The sequence below is a fragment of the Rhizobacter sp. P5_C2 genome (assembly GCF_054049715.1).
On the sequence record NZ_JBFULV010000018.1, the window covers coordinates 69,683 to 85,652 of the forward strand.

The 15,970-nt window shown below is 69.3% G+C and carries 14 protein-coding genes; 5 read left to right on the forward strand and 9 right to left on the reverse strand.

Features of this window, described 5'->3' with window-relative positions; translation table 11 throughout:
- Positions 1-45: 45 nt before the first annotated feature.
- The 7 genes from ACXJLU_RS09085 to ACXJLU_RS09115 form a co-directional block, all read right to left on the reverse strand.
- Positions 46-621: a GNAT family N-acetyltransferase gene (locus tag ACXJLU_RS09085; RefSeq protein ID WP_073465774.1), complete on the reverse strand. Its 576-nt coding sequence runs from the start codon at positions 619-621 to the stop codon at positions 46-48.
- Positions 622-672: 51 nt separating this feature from the next.
- Complete coding sequence (locus ACXJLU_RS09090; protein ID WP_457330089.1) at positions 673-3,057, reverse strand: glycoside hydrolase family 3 N-terminal domain-containing protein; 2,385 nt, start codon at positions 3,055-3,057, stop codon at positions 673-675.
- Positions 3,058-3,127: 70 nt separating this feature from the next.
- Positions 3,128-3,352, reverse strand: coding sequence for a DUF167 domain-containing protein (locus tag ACXJLU_RS09095; protein WP_457330090.1), 225 nt, complete (start codon positions 3,350-3,352; stop codon positions 3,128-3,130).
- Positions 3,349-3,759: a PDZ domain-containing protein gene (locus tag ACXJLU_RS09100; RefSeq protein ID WP_457330091.1), complete on the reverse strand. Its 411-nt coding sequence runs from the start codon at positions 3,757-3,759 to the stop codon at positions 3,349-3,351. The genes ACXJLU_RS09095 and ACXJLU_RS09100 overlap by 4 nt, the downstream gene beginning before the upstream one ends.
- 43 nt (positions 3,760-3,802) lie before the next feature.
- A complete protein-coding gene (locus ACXJLU_RS09105; RefSeq protein ID WP_457330092.1) occupies positions 3,803-4,540 on the reverse strand; it encodes a hypothetical protein in 738 nt (245 codons plus the stop codon).
- Between the two features lie 2 nt (positions 4,541-4,542).
- Positions 4,543-5,274, reverse strand: coding sequence for a hypothetical protein (locus ACXJLU_RS09110; RefSeq protein WP_457330094.1), 732 nt, complete (start codon positions 5,272-5,274; stop codon positions 4,543-4,545).
- 1 nt (position 5,275) lies between these two features.
- On the reverse strand, positions 5,276-5,791 hold the full coding sequence (locus tag ACXJLU_RS09115; protein ID WP_457330096.1) for a hypothetical protein: 516 nt from the start codon (positions 5,789-5,791) through the stop codon (positions 5,276-5,278).
- 220 nt (positions 5,792-6,011) lie between these two features.
- Between ACXJLU_RS09115 and ACXJLU_RS09120 the strand changes: the two genes are divergently transcribed.
- Both ACXJLU_RS09120 and ACXJLU_RS09125 read left to right on the forward strand, forming a co-directional pair.
- Positions 6,012-7,604 carry an anti-phage dCTP deaminase gene (locus ACXJLU_RS09120; protein WP_457330098.1) on the forward strand — a complete coding sequence of 531 codons (1,593 nt, stop codon included), beginning with the start codon at positions 6,012-6,014 and terminating at the stop codon, positions 7,602-7,604.
- Entirely contained in the window at positions 7,591-7,818 is a 228-nt protein-coding gene (locus ACXJLU_RS09125; protein ID WP_457330100.1) for a hypothetical protein, read from the forward strand. The genes ACXJLU_RS09120 and ACXJLU_RS09125 overlap by 14 nt, the downstream gene beginning before the upstream one ends.
- 11 nt (positions 7,819-7,829) lie before the next feature.
- On the opposite strand, the gene ACXJLU_RS09130 is transcribed toward ACXJLU_RS09125, so the two are convergent.
- Positions 7,830-9,518, reverse strand: coding sequence for an AMP-binding protein (locus ACXJLU_RS09130; RefSeq protein WP_457330102.1), 1,689 nt, complete (start codon positions 9,516-9,518; stop codon positions 7,830-7,832).
- A gap of 169 nt (positions 9,519-9,687) precedes the next feature.
- On the opposite strand from ACXJLU_RS09130, the gene ACXJLU_RS09135 reads away from it, so the two are divergent.
- The gene (locus ACXJLU_RS09135; protein ID WP_457330104.1) at positions 9,688-11,199 is read left to right on the forward strand and encodes a glycosyltransferase family 39 protein; all 1,512 of its coding nucleotides are present in this window, start codon (positions 9,688-9,690) and stop codon (positions 11,197-11,199) included.
- 81 nt (positions 11,200-11,280) lie between these two features.
- Here ACXJLU_RS09135 and ACXJLU_RS09140 read toward each other — a convergent pair whose 3' ends face one another.
- Positions 11,281-12,231 (reverse strand): GlxA family transcriptional regulator, encoded by a 951-nt coding sequence (locus ACXJLU_RS09140; protein ID WP_457330106.1) that lies wholly within the window; start codon positions 12,229-12,231, stop codon positions 11,281-11,283.
- Between the two features lie 108 nt (positions 12,232-12,339).
- Between ACXJLU_RS09140 and ACXJLU_RS09145 the strand changes: the two genes are divergently transcribed.
- Both ACXJLU_RS09145 and ACXJLU_RS09150 read left to right on the forward strand, forming a co-directional pair.
- Positions 12,340-13,338 (forward strand): SLAC1 anion channel family protein, encoded by a 999-nt coding sequence (locus ACXJLU_RS09145; protein WP_457330108.1) that lies wholly within the window; start codon positions 12,340-12,342, stop codon positions 13,336-13,338.
- 213 nt (positions 13,339-13,551) lie between these two features.
- A partial coding sequence (locus tag ACXJLU_RS09150) for an RHS repeat domain-containing protein (protein ID WP_489742079.1) occupies positions 13,552-15,970 on the forward strand: 2,419 nt, incomplete at its 3' end.

Below are 15,970 nucleotides of genomic sequence, written 5' to 3' on the forward strand. Positions count from 1 at the left end.
GTTTTCACGTTTCCGGAAACGTGAATGGAATGCCTGACCGCGAGTTCACTCCGCCAGCACCACCACCCGCTGCTCGCGCCGCAGCAGCGAGAACTGCAGCAGGTCCTGCGCCTGCCCGTTCCACCAGCCGGCTTCGCGCAGCAGGCCCTCGCGCACGAAGCCGAGGCGCTCGACCAGCTTCAGCGAGGCGATGTTGTCGGGATGCACCTGCGCCTCGACGCGGTTCAGCTGCATCTGCACGAAGCCGAAACCCAGCACCGCGAGCAGCGTCTCGCGCATGTAGCCCTGGCCCCAGGCGTCGCGCGCCAGCTCGTAGCCGACCATGCAGGCGCGCCAGTGGCGGTTCCAGCGGAACATGCCGCAAGTGCCGATCAGCCGGCCGTCTTCGCGCCGCTCGATCCCCCAGCGGATGCCGGGGTTGGCCAGGGTGCGCGCCGTCGCCCAGCCCTCGATCACCTTCTGCGCCGCCTGCTCGTCCGGCAGCGGCTCGGTGCCGAACCAGCGCATCGCATCGGCATCCGCATGGATCGCGAACAGCACCGGCGCATCGGCCAGCGAGGTTTCGCGCAGCAGCAGGCGCGGCGTCTCGAGGACGGGGAAACGGCTCGGCGGCTCGGACATGGCGGACCTGCAAGACCCCGGTGAGGGCGGTCCGCCGAGTCTACGTCTGCGCTAGCCTTGCATCTGACAGGTGACGCGGCTTTCCATGCGCCAGTCGCGCCCCAGCGTGCGCACCGCGCCGGTGACCTGTACACGGGTGCGCAGCCGGATGTCGGCACTCGACGCACCGAGCTGCAGCTCGAACTCGCCGGGCTCGACGATGCGGGCGCCGGCCGCGCCGGTGAAGTTCAGCATGTCGACCGGCAGGTGGAAGCTCACGCGGGCCGACTCGCCCGGCGCGAGCGCGACGCGCGCGAAGCCCTTCAGCTCCTTGACCGGCCGCACCGCCGACGCCAGCAGGTCCCGCACGTACAGCTGCGGCACCTCGACGCCGGCGCGCGTGCCGGCGTTGGTGATGCGGCACGACAACTCGATCTCGCCCCGCTCGATGTCGACACTCGCCTGCGCGAGTTGCAGCTCGTCGTACGCGAACGAGGTGTACGACAGCCCGTGGCCGAACGGGTAGCGGCTGCCGAAATGCAGCGCGATCGGCGTGCCGGCGCTCTTCAGCTTGTGGTTGTAGAAGTACGGCATCGCGCCGGCGCTCTTCGGCACCGACAGCGTCAGCCGGCCCGACGGCTCGACCGCGCCGCCCAGCACCTCGGCGATCGCGGTGCCGCCCTCCTGCCCACCGGCGAAGGCCATCACCAGCGCGGCCAGCTCGTGCTCGCGCCCGCCCAGCGTGTACGGCCGGCCGCCGGTCAGCACGACGATGGTCGGCGTGCCGCTGTCGAGCACCGCATCGAGCAGCGCCTGCTGCATGCCGGGCAGCGCGAGCGAATCGGCATCCGAGCCCTCGCCGACGGTGCCGGTCTGGAACAGCCCCGCCAGATCGCCGACGCAGACGATCGCGACATCGGCATCCTTCGCACACGCCACCGCGTCAGCGATGCCGTCGCGGCGCTGCGAGACGCGCGAGACCCGCTCGCCGTTCACCGCCTCGGCCACATCACCGGGGAACACCGGCGCGCCGGCGCTGCGCCCTTCGAGGATCGGGCAACCTTGGGCATAGCGCACGTTCGCGTCGCCGAACGCCGCCTTCAGGGCCGCGAGCGGCGTGACGATCTGCGAGGTGCCTTCGGTCTGGTCGTTGAGGATGAGGTGCACCGGGAAGCTGTAGCCGCCGAGCAGCGCCATCGGGTCGTCGGCGGTCGGGCCGATCACCGCGATGCGCCGGCCGGCGCGGGCGTCCAGCGGCAGCGTGCCGTCGTTGTGCAGCACGACGACCGATTGCCGCGCCACCTCGCGCGCCAGCGCGATGGTGTCGGGCTGCTGCAGCGCGATGCCGGCCTCGTCGGCATACGGCCGCTCGAACAGCCCGAGCCGGAACTTCTCGGTCAGCACGCGGGCGACGATCTCGTCGATCTTCTGCATCGTGATCAGCCCGCGCTGCAACGCCTCGCGCAGCTGCGGCGCGCAGTCATCGCCCGGCAGCTCGATGTCGAGCCCGGCATTGAAGGCCTGCGCCGCAGCCTCGGCGCGGTCCGCCGCCACGCCATGGTGCTGGTACAGCAGGCTGATGCCGACGTAGTCGGCGACGACCAGCCCGTCGAAGCCCCACTGGTCGCGCAGCACCTCGGTCAGCAGGTGCCGGGATGCATGCGACGGCTCGCCGTCGATGTCGTGGTACGCCGGCATCACCGAGCCGGCGTTCGCCTGCTTCACCGCCATCTCGAACGGCAGCAGGAACACATCGTTCAGCTCGCGCCAGCCGAGGCTCACCGGCGCGTGGTTGCGCGCGCCTTCGCTGGCCGAATGGCCGGCGTAGTGCTTCAGCGTCGCGAGCAGGTCGCGGCGCGGCCCCTGCAGCCCGCGCACGTAGCGCGTGGCCAGCACGCCGACGAGGTAAGGGTCTTCGCCGAAGGTCTCTTCGGTGCGGCCCCAGCGCACGTCGCGCGAGACGTCGAGCACCGGCGCGAGGCCCTGGTGGCAGCCGACGCTGCGTGCTTCGCGGCCGATCGCCTGCGCGGCGCGCTCGATCAGCGCGGGGTTCCAGGTCGCGCCGTACGACAGCGCCGACGGGAACAGCGTCGCGCCGCGGCCCATCAGGCCGACCAGGCATTCCTCGTGCGACATCGCCGGGATGCCAAGCCGGGTCTCCTCGACGAGGAACTTCTGCAGCCGGTTCAGCGCGCGCACGCCGACGTGCGGATCGACGCTGTGGCTACCGAGCGGTCGCGAGATCTGGCCGAGGCCATGGCGCAGGCCATGCTGCACGGCCTCGGCGTCGCTGCCGCCGGTGAAGCTGTCCTTGCGCGGCCGGTGCTGGCCGTCTTCCGACAGCAGCAGCCAGAAGGCGTGCAGCTGCGCGATCTTCTCGTCGAGCGTCATGCGCGCGAGCAGGTCGGCCACACGCTCGGGAACCGGGCGGGTCGGGTCTTGGTAGGGATGGGTCATGGGCTTTGTCTCGGATCTGTTCTGGGAAGCGCAAGCAAGCCGATCGACGGAGGACGGGGACGACTGTCGATCAACCGTCCAACTGCACCAGCTTCATCCGGCCGGACGCCCCGCTCCTGATCTGCACCTGCGATTTGCGCAAGCCGAAATGTTCGGCGATCAGCGCGATCAATTCCTGATTGGCCTTGCCATCTATCGGCGGCGATTTGAGGTGCGCGAGCCAGCTGCCGTCCGGTTGGGCCTCGAGCTGGCGGATGCGGGCGTTCGGCTTGACCTTGACCTGCAGCGTCGTCATCGGGCCGGTGTTGCGGGGGCCGGCGCGGGCGCGGGCTTCGCGACCGCCACCAGCGTGACCTCGTAGGCCTTGCCGTCCGGCCGCTTCAGCGCCAGGCGCAGACTCTGGCCGACCGTCTTGTGCATCACCGGCTCGAGCTCGCGGGCCTTGCGCCCGGCGATCGTCAGGCCGTCGGCGGCAATCACCTGGTCGCCGACCGCGACGCCTTTCTGCGCCGCAGGCGACGCCGGCGCGACGCGCGAAATCGTCACGCTCTGCAGCTTCGGGTTCCACGGCATGCCGCCGTCGGTCTTCACCGAGATGCCGATGCCGTAGTAGCCGGCCGGCGGCGCATCGGCCGCAGCCGCGGGCAAGGCCTGCAGGCACGGCACAGCCACGGTTGCCGCCAGCAGCAGGCGTCGCTTCATGCGGAACCGCGGGTGGCCGATTCGTTGATCCGATCGATCCATCTCAGGTCTTCTTCGCGTACCGCTCCAGCAGGCGCGGCCAGGAGTTCGCCATCTCGTCGACCAGCTTGCCGAACGCGCTGCGTTCGGAGTTGCGGCGCTGTTCGTCGGCGGCATCGCGGGTGCCCCACGAGGTGGCCAGTGTCTCGGCCTGGCTGCTGGCCTCGTAGGCGCTGTAGATGTAGCCGGTGCGGGTGTCGATCAGCAAGGCCGATGCGGTGGTCGTCGCGGTGATCTTGCGCGTGGGCGAGAGCCCGAGCGTGATGACCGACAGCGGCTTGGCCTTGTCGACATCGAAGAACGCGGTGTCGAAGGTGTAGACCAGCACCAGGTCCGCCTGCAGGCGCGAGGCGGCCAGGCGGATGTCGCGGTCGGAATCGATGCGGGTCGGCAGCAACAGGCGGTTGAGCCCGACCAGGCCGGCGACCTGCGGCAGGTGCGAGACGCGGTCGAACTGCGCATCGTCCTCGACCTCGCGCGTGAGGATCGCCGCGTAGCGCCCTTCGCCGACGACGCCGCCGCTGCGCTGCAGGTGGTAGTTGGCATAGCCGCCGGCCTGCAGGCGCACCGCGGCGATGCTGGCGGGGAAGGGCGCGGTCGCCTTGGCGGCGAAGCCCTCCTGGATGTCGGCCGGCGCCAGGGCCTGCAGGTCGGCCTTGGCGCCGGGTGCGATGTAGCTGGCGCAGCCGGTGAACAGTGCAGCGAGCAGCGTGACGAAGAGCAGTCGAACGCGAGAGGTCATGGTCAGGATCCGAGAAGGGGGCGCAGCGCCACGCGCACGCCGTCCGCAGTTTCGTCAGGGTTGTCAAACAGGCCGGGCCGCAACACGAAGCGGCCTTCGCGAACGTCGGCAGCATAGGGCAGCGAGGTGCCGCCGAAGCTCTTGAGCAGCAAGTCTCCACCGGCGGACAGCACCAGCAGCTGCACCGACAGTGCGGTGGTGGTGCCGTCGAAGCGGCTCTCGCTGCCGTAGGCGCGCAGCGTGGGTTGCGTGCGGCGCTGGCCGTCCCATTGGGCGTTGCCGCCCGACAGCTCGGCGTGACGGACGACGAGGCGGTGATCGATGACGATCGCAGCGTGCGTTTCGCGCGCCACGTGGCGTGCCATCTGCGACAGCGCCGTGCCGTAGGCACCGGTGCGCAGCGCGCCGCTCGCCGGGTCGTACAGGCCACCGACGGCACGCACCTCGTTCGCCCACATCGCCTCGAAGCGCGCCGCGTCCACCGACACGACCTGCAGGCCGGCGGCGCGCAGCTGGGCCTCCAGTTGCTGCAGCACCAAATGGTCGCCGGCCGCGACGTCGGTGGGCGGCACCTTGACCGGCAGCAGCGCGACCTGGGTTCCAGATGTCAACGGACGCAGTGTCGCGGCCTGGTATTCGCCCGCGCCGCGCTCGACGGGGGCACCGGCGCATCCAGCGATGGCGATCGACGCGGCGAGCAGCCCGGCTCGCCAGGCGGGGTGGAGGCGCGCCACCTCAGCTCGCGGCGCGCGGCGTGACTGGGATCTCGCACGATGCGCCGGCGCCCAGGCCCTTCAGGAATGCACGCCGCACGGTGCCGGCGGCAATGGCGGCGGCCACATCGCGCGAATAGCGCTCGGCCCCGCTGAGCTTGCGGATCCAGCCGCGGAACGGCACCACGCCTTCGGCGGCGCTGCGCAGGTTGCCGACCGCCATGCCGCTGGCGGTGCCGGCACCGCGCTCGATCAGGCTCGGGTTGGTGGCCGACGGCGGCGTGTCGAGGTCGGGGCCGAGCACCGCGTCGAGCGATTGCACCTCGGCGACCAGCGCCGTGCAGCCGGCCGGCGACGGCACCGCGTACGGCGCCTTCTGGGCGGCCTGCAGCGGCACCGGGATGTCGGTGCGGATCAGGTTCAGGTCGTTCAGCGGCGTGACCATCGCCTCGCCGGCCTGCGTGACCGTCTGGCGGGGAACGTTGGAGGCGCAGGCGGTGAGGGCGAGCGCGAGGCAGGTCAAGGCGAGTTTGGTCATGGGGTGGCAGTCTAGTGGGGAACGGCACGATCCAAAGCAAGCGCTACAAAGCCGGCATCCTCCAGATGATGGATGCCGTTGACGGTGGTTGACGATTCCCCTCTTGGCGGGCTCGCAGGCGAGGCACAGAATTCGCCGCATTGCAGCGTCGGCGACGCTCCATGGCAGTTCCGAAGTAGCAGTGCATCGCCCGCCCGCTGTGAATCTGGAATTCAGGGACATGAACAAACCTCGCCCCGTACTCGCCTCTCCGAAGCACGCTCGCTCGGCAGAACTGTTCGAAGGCACAGCCACCTCGGACCTGTTGGCGTCGACTCACACCCGCGAACTCGTCATCGCCCTGTGCGGCCCCATCGGCTCACCTGTCCATGAAGTCGCCGCAAAACTGCAGGACATGCTCAAGACGGCATTCGGTTACGCGTCCTGCAAGGTCATCAAGCTGAGCAGCTTCATCGAGGACCACGCGAAGAAAGCCAGCAGGTCCATCGATCAAAGACCAGACCGTCGCAGGCACGCCCTGATCAGCCTCGGCGACGAGATGCGGCAAAGGTACGGGCATGGCGTGTTGGCAGAACTCGCCGTCCATGAAATCCGGATCGACAGGGAGTTGGAGGGAAAAGATCCCACGAGCGGCCAGTACGTGCCCCGTCGGGTGTGCCACATCATCGACTCGATCAAGAACCAGGAAGAGCTGGAGTTGCTGCGCACCGTGTACCGCGAGGCGCTGTATGTCGTTGGTGTCTTCGCACCGCTATGGCAGCGCGAGGAAGCATTGCGCTCGCATGGACTCGACGGCCCTGCTGTTGCCGCATTGATGGATCGCGATTCAGGTGAAGAGCTGGCGGGTGGGCAAACCGTTGCCGAGACCTTTCCCCAATGCGACTTCTTCTTGCGAATGGACTCGCAGACCGAGACTCAGTTGCGTGCGCGAGTTGAGCGATTCCTGAACCTCATCCTCGGCACGCAAGTCATCACGCCGACGCGATCGGAAGCCGCCATGTACGCCGCCGCTTCCGCAGCAGGAAACTCCGCCTGCCTGTCGAGGCAAGTGGGCGCTGCGGTCACCGACGCCACAGGCGAGGTTCTGGCCGTCGGCTGGAATGATGTGCCGAAGGCATTCGGCGACCTCTACGTGACCGATCTCGCCGCCGACCCGAACGGCGACCAGGACAAGCGTTGCTGGAATCACGGCGGCAAGTGCTACAACGACGAGGAAAAATCACTGCTGGCAGAGCATGTCATCGCATCGCTCGATGGGTTGATCCCTGCGGAAAAGCGTGATCAGGCCGTCACCGCAGTACTGACGAACAAGAAGCTGCGGGGGTTGATCGAGTTTTCCAGATCGATCCACGCGGAGATGCATGCCATCCTGACGGCGCTGCGACAGAAGGGCGACCGGGTGCGGGATGGCCGCATCTACATCACGACCTATCCCTGCCATTCATGTGCTCGCCACATCATCGCGGCTGGAATCCGGGAGATCTACTACATCGAGCCCTACCAGAAGAGCTTGGCCATCAAGCTGCATGGCGATGCGTTGAGTGAACATGAACAGGACGCATCGAAGGTTCGCTTGATCCCCTATGACGGCGTGGCGCCCAGCCGCTATCTGAGCCTGTTCCGCATGCGGCCGGATTCGCGCAAGAAGAATGGCAAGGTGATCCGCGTCAGGCCCGATGTCGCTACGCCGAAGCTCGAGAAGAGCCTGGAGGCGTTGCCCGCGCTGGAAGCGCTGGTCGTAGAATCTCTCGTCCAGCGCAGGCTGGTTTCTCAAGCCCCTTCCCCAGCAGGAGCAGCACATGAAGACACCTGAGCAGCTCCCCCTCAATTTCTCTGCATCCCCGTTCGATCGCGCGAATTCGAACGAACCCGCATCGGCCGATGTCGTCAATCTCGGTGCGGTGCGCGCTGCAAGGCACGATCAGCGCATGAGCGCCGTCTACGACGCTATTCGAGAGTCCATCCGGCACATCGACGTGCGTCGCGCGTCCACCGGTCGCGACTTCGAGGATTCGTCGTACGGCTGACCGCCGAGGCGTCAGCCCGCGTGCCACAGCACCGCACGCCCCGCCCGCGACCAGCCCTCGAACAGCGTCCCGTACGCCTCCTCGATCCGGTTGCGCTTGACCTTGAAGGTCGGCGTGATGAAGCCGTTGTCGACGGTCCACGGCTCGCTCACCGTGACCAGGCAGTCGAGCTGCTCGTGCGGGTCCAGCCCTTCGTTGACGTGGCGCAAGTGGGCCTCGAACGAGACCTCCAGCTCCTGCCGCGACAGCGGGTTGCCCGCCCCCTGCGCCGCCGCCGGCGACAGCATCAGGATGCCCATCGGCTGGCCCAGGTTCGCGCCGATCACGCAGCAGGCCTCGACCGCCGGATGCATCACCAGCTGGTCCTCGATCGGCGCCGGCGACACGTACTTGCCCTTGCTAGTCTTGAACAGGTCCTTCACGCGGCCGGTGATGCGCAGGTTGCCCTGCGCGTCGATCTCGCCCTTGTCGCCGGTGTGCAGCCAGCCGTCGTCGGTCATCGCCTCGCGCGTCAGCCCGGGCGCCTTGTAGTAGCCCATCATCAGCCCGGGGCTGCGCATCTGGATCTCGCCGTTCGCCGGCGCGATGCGGCACTCGACGCCGTCGTACGGCGGCCCGACCGTGCCGGGGCTCGCGCGGCCGGGGTGCGTCGCGTGCGAGACGCCGCAGTTCTCGGTCATGCCGTAGGCATCGAGGATCGCCACACCCAGCCCCTGGTACCAGGTGCGCAGCTCCGGTGGCAGCGGGGCCGCACCGCAGGCGGCGATGCGGCACTGGTCGAGCCCGAGCGCGCGCAGGATCTTGCGCCGCACCAGTGCGCCGACCAGCGGGATCTTCAGCAGCCGCTGCAGCTTTGCCGGCGGCATCTTCGCGTGCACACCCTGCTGGAACTTGACCCACAGCCGCGGCACCGAGAAGAACACCGTCGGCCGCGCGCGCTGCAGGTCCGTCGCGAAGGTCTCCAGGCTCTCGGCGAAGAACAGGTGCATGCCGGTCACCAGCTGCCCGTGCTCCACCAGCGCGCGCTCGGCCACGTGGGCCAGCGGCAGGTAGCTCAGCATGCGGGTGCCGGGGTCGATCGCATCGAGCCGCTTCAGCCCCGCGCGGATGGACCACGCGAACGCACCGAAGCTCTGCATCACGCCCTTCGGCATGCCGGTGGTGCCGGAGGTGTAGATGAGGGTCGCCAGCTCGCCGGCCTCGCGCACCGGCTCGCCGGCCAGCGGTGCGGTGCGGGCGACGAGCTCGTCCCACTGCGGGTAGACGTTCGCCGGCGCGAGCGGCATGCCGATGCACGGCAGCCCGTCGGGGATGCCGGCGCGCATCGCCTCCCAGCCGTCGAGCTTGCCGACGAACAGCAGCTGCGCCTCGCTGTGCAGCAGGATCTGCCGGATCGTCGCCGCCGAGAGCGTCGGGTACAGCGGCACCGAGACGCCGCCGGCCATCCAGATCGCCCAGTCGGCCATCAGCCAGTGCGCGCAGTTCTTCGACAGCAGTGCCACCTTCGCGCCGTCGCGCACGCCGCGCTCGCGCAGGTGGGCGGCGATGCGCCGCACTTCGGCCATCACCTGCGACCAGGTGAACTCGCGCAGCACCCCGCCGCCCTGCGGCTGCGTGAAGCAGACGCGGTCCGGCGCGCTGCGCTCCCAGTGGTACAGGCGCTGCAGTGCCAGGTGTTCCGGCAGGATGGGTTCTGGCATGACGACTCCAGCATCGGCGCGGTGGCGCCGGTCGCCGACGATAGGGGCAGCGCGGCGCCGGCGCCTAGAGGGTCACTACCGATCGCACCCGCATCGCCCGCGGGCGCGGGGGAGCGAAGGGGCGGGGATTAAACTGCGGCGCCCTGTCGGCAGCCCGGCTCCCCCACCCATGGCCCTCTCGTCTTCCGTCTCCGATCGGCCGCAGGCCGCTTCGCGCTGGCCGCTGTCGCCGGCCTTGCTGTTCGCGCTGGCCTTCGGCGTCGGCTGGGCGCTGTTCGGCGCGCTGCTGAACCCCGGACAGCCCGGCGACCACTTCGAGCAGTTCACCTGGTCGCACAGCTTCGAGGGCGGCTACCACAAGCACCCGCCGCTGCCGACCTGGATGCTGGCGGCGGCGATCCGCCTGTTCGGCTTCTGGCCGCTGTGGCCCTACGTGCTGGCCGCGCTGTGCGTCGCCGGCACCGCCGTGTTCACCTTCCTCGTCGCGCGGCGCCTGCTGGGCGAGCGGCTCGCCGGCGTGGCCATCGTACTGTGGGGGCTGCATTTTGCGTTCAGCTGGAAGGGCCAGCTGTTCAACCACAACACGGTGATGATGGTGTTGCTGGCCGCCGCGGCCTGGGTCGCGCTGCGTGCCGCCGCGCCACGCGCCGGCTGGGGATGGTGGATCGCGCTCGGCGTGCTGGCGGGTCTCGCGCTGTTGTCGAAGTACCAGTCGGCGGTCGGGCTGGCCGGGCTGATCCTCGCGCTGGGCCTGAGCGGCATGCTGGCCACCACGCGCGCGCGCATCGGCCTCGCGCTGGCGGTGCTGATCTCGCTCGCGCTGTTCGCGCCGCACATCGCCTGGGTGTTCCACCACCAGTTCTCGACGCTGCGCTACGCATCGACGACCGCGCTGCAGCTCGACGCCGCCGGGCGCGTGCACAAGCTGCTGTCGTTCAGCGCGGTGCACCTGCGCATGCTGTTGCCGGTGCTGGTGGCGATGCTCGCACTGCTGGCCTGGCAGCGTGCGGCGCCGGTGGCCGCCAAGCATGACGATGCGGTGCCGCAGCGCGTGCGCCGCGCGTGGCTGTTCGGGCTGCTCGGCTTCCCGCTCGCGGTGCTGGTGGTGATGTGCCTCGTGTTCGGCGTGCGGCTGCAGGACCACTGGGGCTTCCAGAGCGTGCAGTTCATCAGCCTGTGGCTCGCCTGGCTGCTGCGCGCGCGCATCGGCACGGCCACGCTGCAGCGGCTGTGCGTGCTGGCGCTGGCGATCCACCTGGCGTTGATGGCCGCCTATGCGCGCTCGGTGATCGACCCGTCGACGCTGGCCGGCCGTGGCCGCCCCGACCAGTTCTACCCGGCGCAGCACCTGGCCGACACCGTGCTGACCGCGTGGCGGCAGACGACGACCTGCCCACTGCGCTTCGTGGTCGGGCCGACCTACGAGGGCGGCATGGTGTCGGTGTACGCCGGCGGCAACCCGCCGGTGCTGGAATCGGGCGACCCGCTGAAATCGCCGTGGGTCGACCTCGCCGCGATGCGCGAGGCCGGCTCGGTGCAGCTCTTCCACAGCGCCGATGAAGCGCCGGCCGGCACGCCGCCGCTGCAGACGCTGCCGTTCATGCCCGGTGGATCGGCGACCTCGACCTACGACATCCTGTGGACCATCGTGCCGCCGCTCGACCCGGCCTGTGGCAAGTGAGCCCCTCGGTCGATGAGTACATCGCCCGATCCCCCGGGGGGATGCGGGCCGGCTTGGGGCGGCCCGGCGCTCGGCCCCCCATCAAGTGAACTGCCGCCGGTAGTCGCGCGGCGCGACGCCCACGCGCCGCGAGAACGCGCGCCGCAGCGCATCGGCATTCGCATAGCCCACCGCGTCGGCCAGGCGCTTCAGCGGCAGGTCGCTCGCCTCGAGACGCCGGCGTGCCTCGTCGATGCGCGCCACCTCGACGAACTCGGCCGGCGTCATGCCCGCCTCGTCCTTGAAGACGCGCGCGAAGTTGCGCTCGCTCATGCCGGCACGCGCCGCCAGCGCCGGCACCGACAGGTCGCCGCGCAGGTTCGCGAGCACGTGGTCCTGCAACGCACGGATCCCCGACTTCTCGGCGGTCTGGGCCGCCAGGTGCGCACTGAACTGGCTCTGGCCACCGGGCCGCTTCAGGAACATCACCAGTTCGCGCGCGACGCGCAACGCCAGTTCGCGCCCGTGGTCTTCCTCGACCATCGCGAGCGCCAGGTCCATGCCGGCCGTCACGCCGGCCGAGGTGTACAGCGGGCCGTCCTTCACGTAGATCGCGTCGGGCTCGACCCTGGCGCCGGGGTTCTCGGCGGCGAGGCGGTCGACGGAGTTCCAGTGCGTCGCGACGCGCCGGCCCTGCAGCAGGCCGGCGGCCGCGAGCACGAAGGCGCCGCTGCACACCGAGCCGATGCGCCGCACGACCTTCGCCTGCCGCTGCAGCCAGCGCTGCACGTCGTCGCGCCCGGTGATCGACGCCACGTCCGGGCCGCCGGCCACCAGCAAGGTGTCGAGGCGGCCGCGGTGGCTGGCGACCGTCGCGTCGACCTGCAGGCGCGGGCCGCTGCCGGAACGCAGCGCGCCGGCTTCGGTGCCGATCACCTGCACCTGGTAGGCCCGCAGGTCGCCGAGCTGGCGCGCCGCCTCGACGAAGACGTCGGCCGGGCCGGCGACGTCCAGCAGCTGGACGCCGGGAAAGACAAGGATTCCGATGCGCATGGCGGAGGCTCTCGCATGTTTGGCTGGATTCGGCTGGCATCGCCGGCACGCCCGGCCGCAGTGTGGCCGAAACTTCTGGGTCCGGCAATTCCAGCCATCGGAGCCCACATGACCAGCTCGTCGACGACCCTTCATCCGCCCGCCATCCCGCTTCGCAGCGCGCCCAGCGTGCGCCACCTGCCGGTCAACCTGTTCGCCTCGGTGATGGGCTTGTCGGGCCTCGCGCTCGCGTGGCGCCAGGCGGCCGGCCAGTTTGGTGCGCCACCGCTCGTCGGCGAAGCGATCGGTGCCTTCGCGCTGGCCGTGTTCGGCGTACTGGCGGCCGCGTACCTGGCGAAGCTCGCGCTGCATCCGGACGCGGTGGTCGCCGAGTTCCGCCACCCGGTGGCCGGCAACTTCTTCGGCACCATCGTGATCGCGGTGCTGCTGCTGTCGGCGGTGCTGCAGCCGTACTGCAGCACCCTGGCGATCGCGGTGTGGTCACTGGGCACCGTGGCCACCTTCGCGCTGAGCGGCGTGGTGGTGTCGCGCCTGCTGCGCGGCGGCATCGATGCGAAGTTCGCGGTGCCCGCCTGGGTGATCCCCGGCGTCGCGACGCTGGACATCGCGGTCACCGGCGCGCAGATGCCGATGCCGTGGGCGGCCGAGGTCAACTGGGCCGCGATGGCCCTCGGCACGGTGCTCGCGCTGGTGTTGCTGGTGATGGTGCTGTCGCGGCTGGTCCACCACGATCCGCTGGCGAGCGCGATGGTGCCGTCGCTGATGGTGCTGATCGGGCCGTTCGCGGTCGGCTTCCTCGCGTACACCGCGATGAGCGGCGCGGTCGACCGCTTCGCGTCGATGCTCTTCTACTTCGCGCTGTTCATCTTCGTCGTGCTGGCGCCGAAGGTGTTCCGCCGCGACGTGCCGTTCGCGCCGGCGTGGTGGGCCATCGGCTTCCCGCTGGCGGCGCTGAGCAACGCGGCGCTGCACTATGCCGCGGTGCATGCCGCATGGCCGCTGCAGGCGATCGCGATCGCGCTGCTCGCGTTCCTGACGGTCGTGCTGGCCGTGCTGACGGTGCGCACCGTGCGCATCGCGATCGACGGCAGGCTGCTCGCCGGCTGAGGAACGGGCAACTTCCGACTGTGAACAAGTGTCAACCAGGCGCCACATCAATGCGATGACCAACCGGCACGTCTTGTTGCCTTCACGGCTTTCACGTGTAATCCGCCGGCCGCGACATCGATGCAGCCAGCAGTAGAAGCTGCGATGACGCGCTGAAAGCCGCCCGGCCGTTGCATAGGGGCGGTTCCCACGGAACGGTCAGGGAGGACGTGAATGAGTTCACAGATGTGGCGCCTGCTGGCGTTGCTGGCGTGTGCGTGCCTGATGCCGGCGTTGGCGATGGCGCAATGTGGGACGACGCCGTGCAACCCGGCGTCGAAGCACCCTCTGGATTGGTTCATCCAATCCGACGGCATGGGTAGCGGCAACACGCTGACCAACGTGACGGATGTGGCGGGCGCATTGGTGGGGGCATGCCCGCTGTATGCGCGGGCGCACTCCAACGTGGCTACTACGGCGCGCTTCGATGTGTGCATACCAAAGCTGCCGATTCCCGCTGACACGGCAGGCGGGACCTCGGCCTCCTTCAGCATCACCGGCACCATCACGGTGGTGCAGAACTCGAACGGCCWGGTGGTGGACGGCGGCAGCGGCGAGTGGGGTCTGGGCCAAGGCGGTTGCACCGACAGCCTGAACCAGAACCTGCCCACCGTCGGCACAGACGGCCAGTGCTACTGCCCTCCGGAGTTCATCTGGTCCAAGGCGAAGCATGCCTGCCGACCACCGATCGATCGCTACCTCGGGGGTGGACCCCCGAATGCGTGCCCCGCAGGCCAGCCGATCTACCCGCTGACGGGCGCCAAGATTCTGAATGAGCCGTTGCTGGGCGGGCCGTTGAGCCTGACGGCGCACTACGACACGCGCCGGCAACTCCCGGTCGATGACCCGAACTTGATGTTCGACATGAGCGAGGCGGCCTCGTTCGGCCCGCTGTGGGGCAGCAGCCTGCACAAGCGCGTGCAGCGCCAGACGGACGCCAACGGGTTGACGCAGGCGGTGCAGGCGTCGCGTGGGAATGGCGACTGGATCAGTTTCATGAGAGACGGCGCTGGGAACTACGCGGCCGCTGCTGCGGAGGTGCGAGACCGGCTGTTCCCGTCGGGTGCGGGCTGGCTGTGCATCGATGCGGCCGCGAACGCGCAGGAGCTCTACGACAGCCACGGCAACCTGCAGACGGTCACGCGGGCCGATGGCTCTCGGCTGGCGTACGAGTACAGCAGCGCGGACACGCCGGCGGTGATCGCGCCGAGGGCGGAGCTGATCCTCAAGGTGTCGGACGCGCAAGGCCATGCGATCCAGTTCCAGTACGACGCTTCTTCACGCATCAAGCAGGTGGTGGATGTGGCGGGGCAGAGCTGGACGTTCTCCTACGACAACCAAGGGCAGCTGGCGCAGATCAACGGACCGATCGGCACGCGTCAGTACCTGCACGAGCGCGGCGACCTGCCGTGGGCGATCACGGGGATCATCGACGAGAACGGCCACCGGCTGGCCACCTATGCCTACGATGACCGCGGGCGGGCCAACGACACGCAATGGGCTGGTGGCGCGTATCACCACCACATTGCCTACACGACGCCGCCGCAGTGGATGGTGACGGAAACCTATGACAGCGCGCTGGGCACGGTGCGGCGAGACCACCAGTGGACGCCGCCGGAGGGCACGGTGATCACGCAGCCGAACGGCAGCACGGTGGAAGTGGGCGCAGGGCTGGTCAACGGCCGGCCGGGCGAGCTGACGCGAAGCCAGCCGGCCGGTGCGGGCTGCATGGCCAGCACCAGCAGCGTGGGCCATGACGCGAACGGGAACATCGCGCGGCGGGATGATTTCAACGGCACGCGCAGTTGCTACCTGAACGACCTGACGCGCAATCTGCAGGTGGCATCGGTCTCGGGCGTGAGCCAGGGCCAGGCCTGCGCGGCGGTGACGCCAGCGAACGCGGCGCTGCCGAGTGGAGCGCGCAAGACCAGCACGCAGTGGCACCCGGACTGGAGCCTGCCGATCAAGGTGGCCGAACCCAACCAGATCACGACGAGCGTCTACAACGGCCAGCCGGATCCGCTCAATGGCAACGCCATCGCGGGTTGCGCGCAGACAGCGGCCACGTTGCTGGACGGCAAGCCGATCGCGGTGCTGTGCAAGCAGGCGGTGCAGGCGACGACCGATGCGGATGGGCACCTCGGGTTCGGTGCGACTCTGCAAGCCGGTGTAGCGATCCGCGTCTCCACCTGGACGTACAACGAGTCCGGCCAAGTGTTGACGACCAAGACCACGCGCGGCGGCGTCACCTTGACGACGAGCTCGTCCTACTTCGCCGACACGGACGACAACCACACCAAGGGCGACGTGGCAACGACGACCGATGCCGCCGGCAAGGTGACCACGTACGACAAGTACACCCGGGCAGGCCAACTGCTGCAGAGCACTGACCCGGACGGCGTGGTCACCGTGAACACCTACGACCTGCGCCAGCGCCTGCTGACCACGACGGTGGGCGGTGAGACGACCACGTATGGCTATGACCCGGTCGGCCAGCTGATCCTGGTGACGCAGCACGACGGCAGCTGGATCGCCTACGAGTACGACGACGCCCACCGACAGAAGGCGGTGTCGGACGACAGCGGCAACCGCA

What these genes read in the sequence shown, in the direction of transcription:
- ACXJLU_RS09140 (WP_457330106.1), bottom strand. Translation starts at nt 12,231, where the DNA reads ATGCGCATCGGAATCCTTGTCTTTCCCGGCGTCCAGCTGCTGGACGTC.
- ACXJLU_RS09120 (WP_457330098.1), top strand. Translation starts at nt 6,012, where the DNA reads ATGAACAAACCTCGCCCCGTACTCGCCTCTCCGAAGCACGCTCGCTCG.
- ACXJLU_RS09125 (WP_457330100.1), top strand. Translation starts at nt 7,591, where the DNA reads ATGAAGACACCTGAGCAGCTCCCCCTCAATTTCTCTGCATCCCCGTTC.
- ACXJLU_RS09135 (WP_457330104.1), top strand. Translation starts at nt 9,688, where the DNA reads ATGGCCCTCTCGTCTTCCGTCTCCGATCGGCCGCAGGCCGCTTCGCGC.
- ACXJLU_RS09095 (WP_457330090.1), bottom strand. Translation starts at nt 3,352, where the DNA reads ATGACGACGCTGCAGGTCAAGGTCAAGCCGAACGCCCGCATCCGCCAG.
- ACXJLU_RS09090 (WP_457330089.1), bottom strand. Translation starts at nt 3,057, where the DNA reads ATGACCCATCCCTACCAAGACCCGACCCGCCCGGTTCCCGAGCGTGTG.
- ACXJLU_RS09130 (WP_457330102.1), bottom strand. Translation starts at nt 9,518, where the DNA reads ATGCCAGAACCCATCCTGCCGGAACACCTGGCACTGCAGCGCCTGTAC.
- ACXJLU_RS09115 (WP_457330096.1), bottom strand. Translation starts at nt 5,791, where the DNA reads ATGACCAAACTCGCCTTGACCTGCCTCGCGCTCGCCCTCACCGCCTGC.
- ACXJLU_RS09145 (WP_457330108.1), top strand. Translation starts at nt 12,340, where the DNA reads ATGACCAGCTCGTCGACGACCCTTCATCCGCCCGCCATCCCGCTTCGC.
- ACXJLU_RS09100 (WP_457330091.1), bottom strand. Translation starts at nt 3,759, where the DNA reads ATGAAGCGACGCCTGCTGCTGGCGGCAACCGTGGCTGTGCCGTGCCTG.
- ACXJLU_RS09085 (WP_073465774.1), bottom strand. Translation starts at nt 621, where the DNA reads ATGTCCGAGCCGCCGAGCCGTTTCCCCGTCCTCGAGACGCCGCGCCTG.
- ACXJLU_RS09105 (WP_457330092.1), bottom strand. Translation starts at nt 4,540, where the DNA reads ATGACCTCTCGCGTTCGACTGCTCTTCGTCACGCTGCTCGCTGCACTG.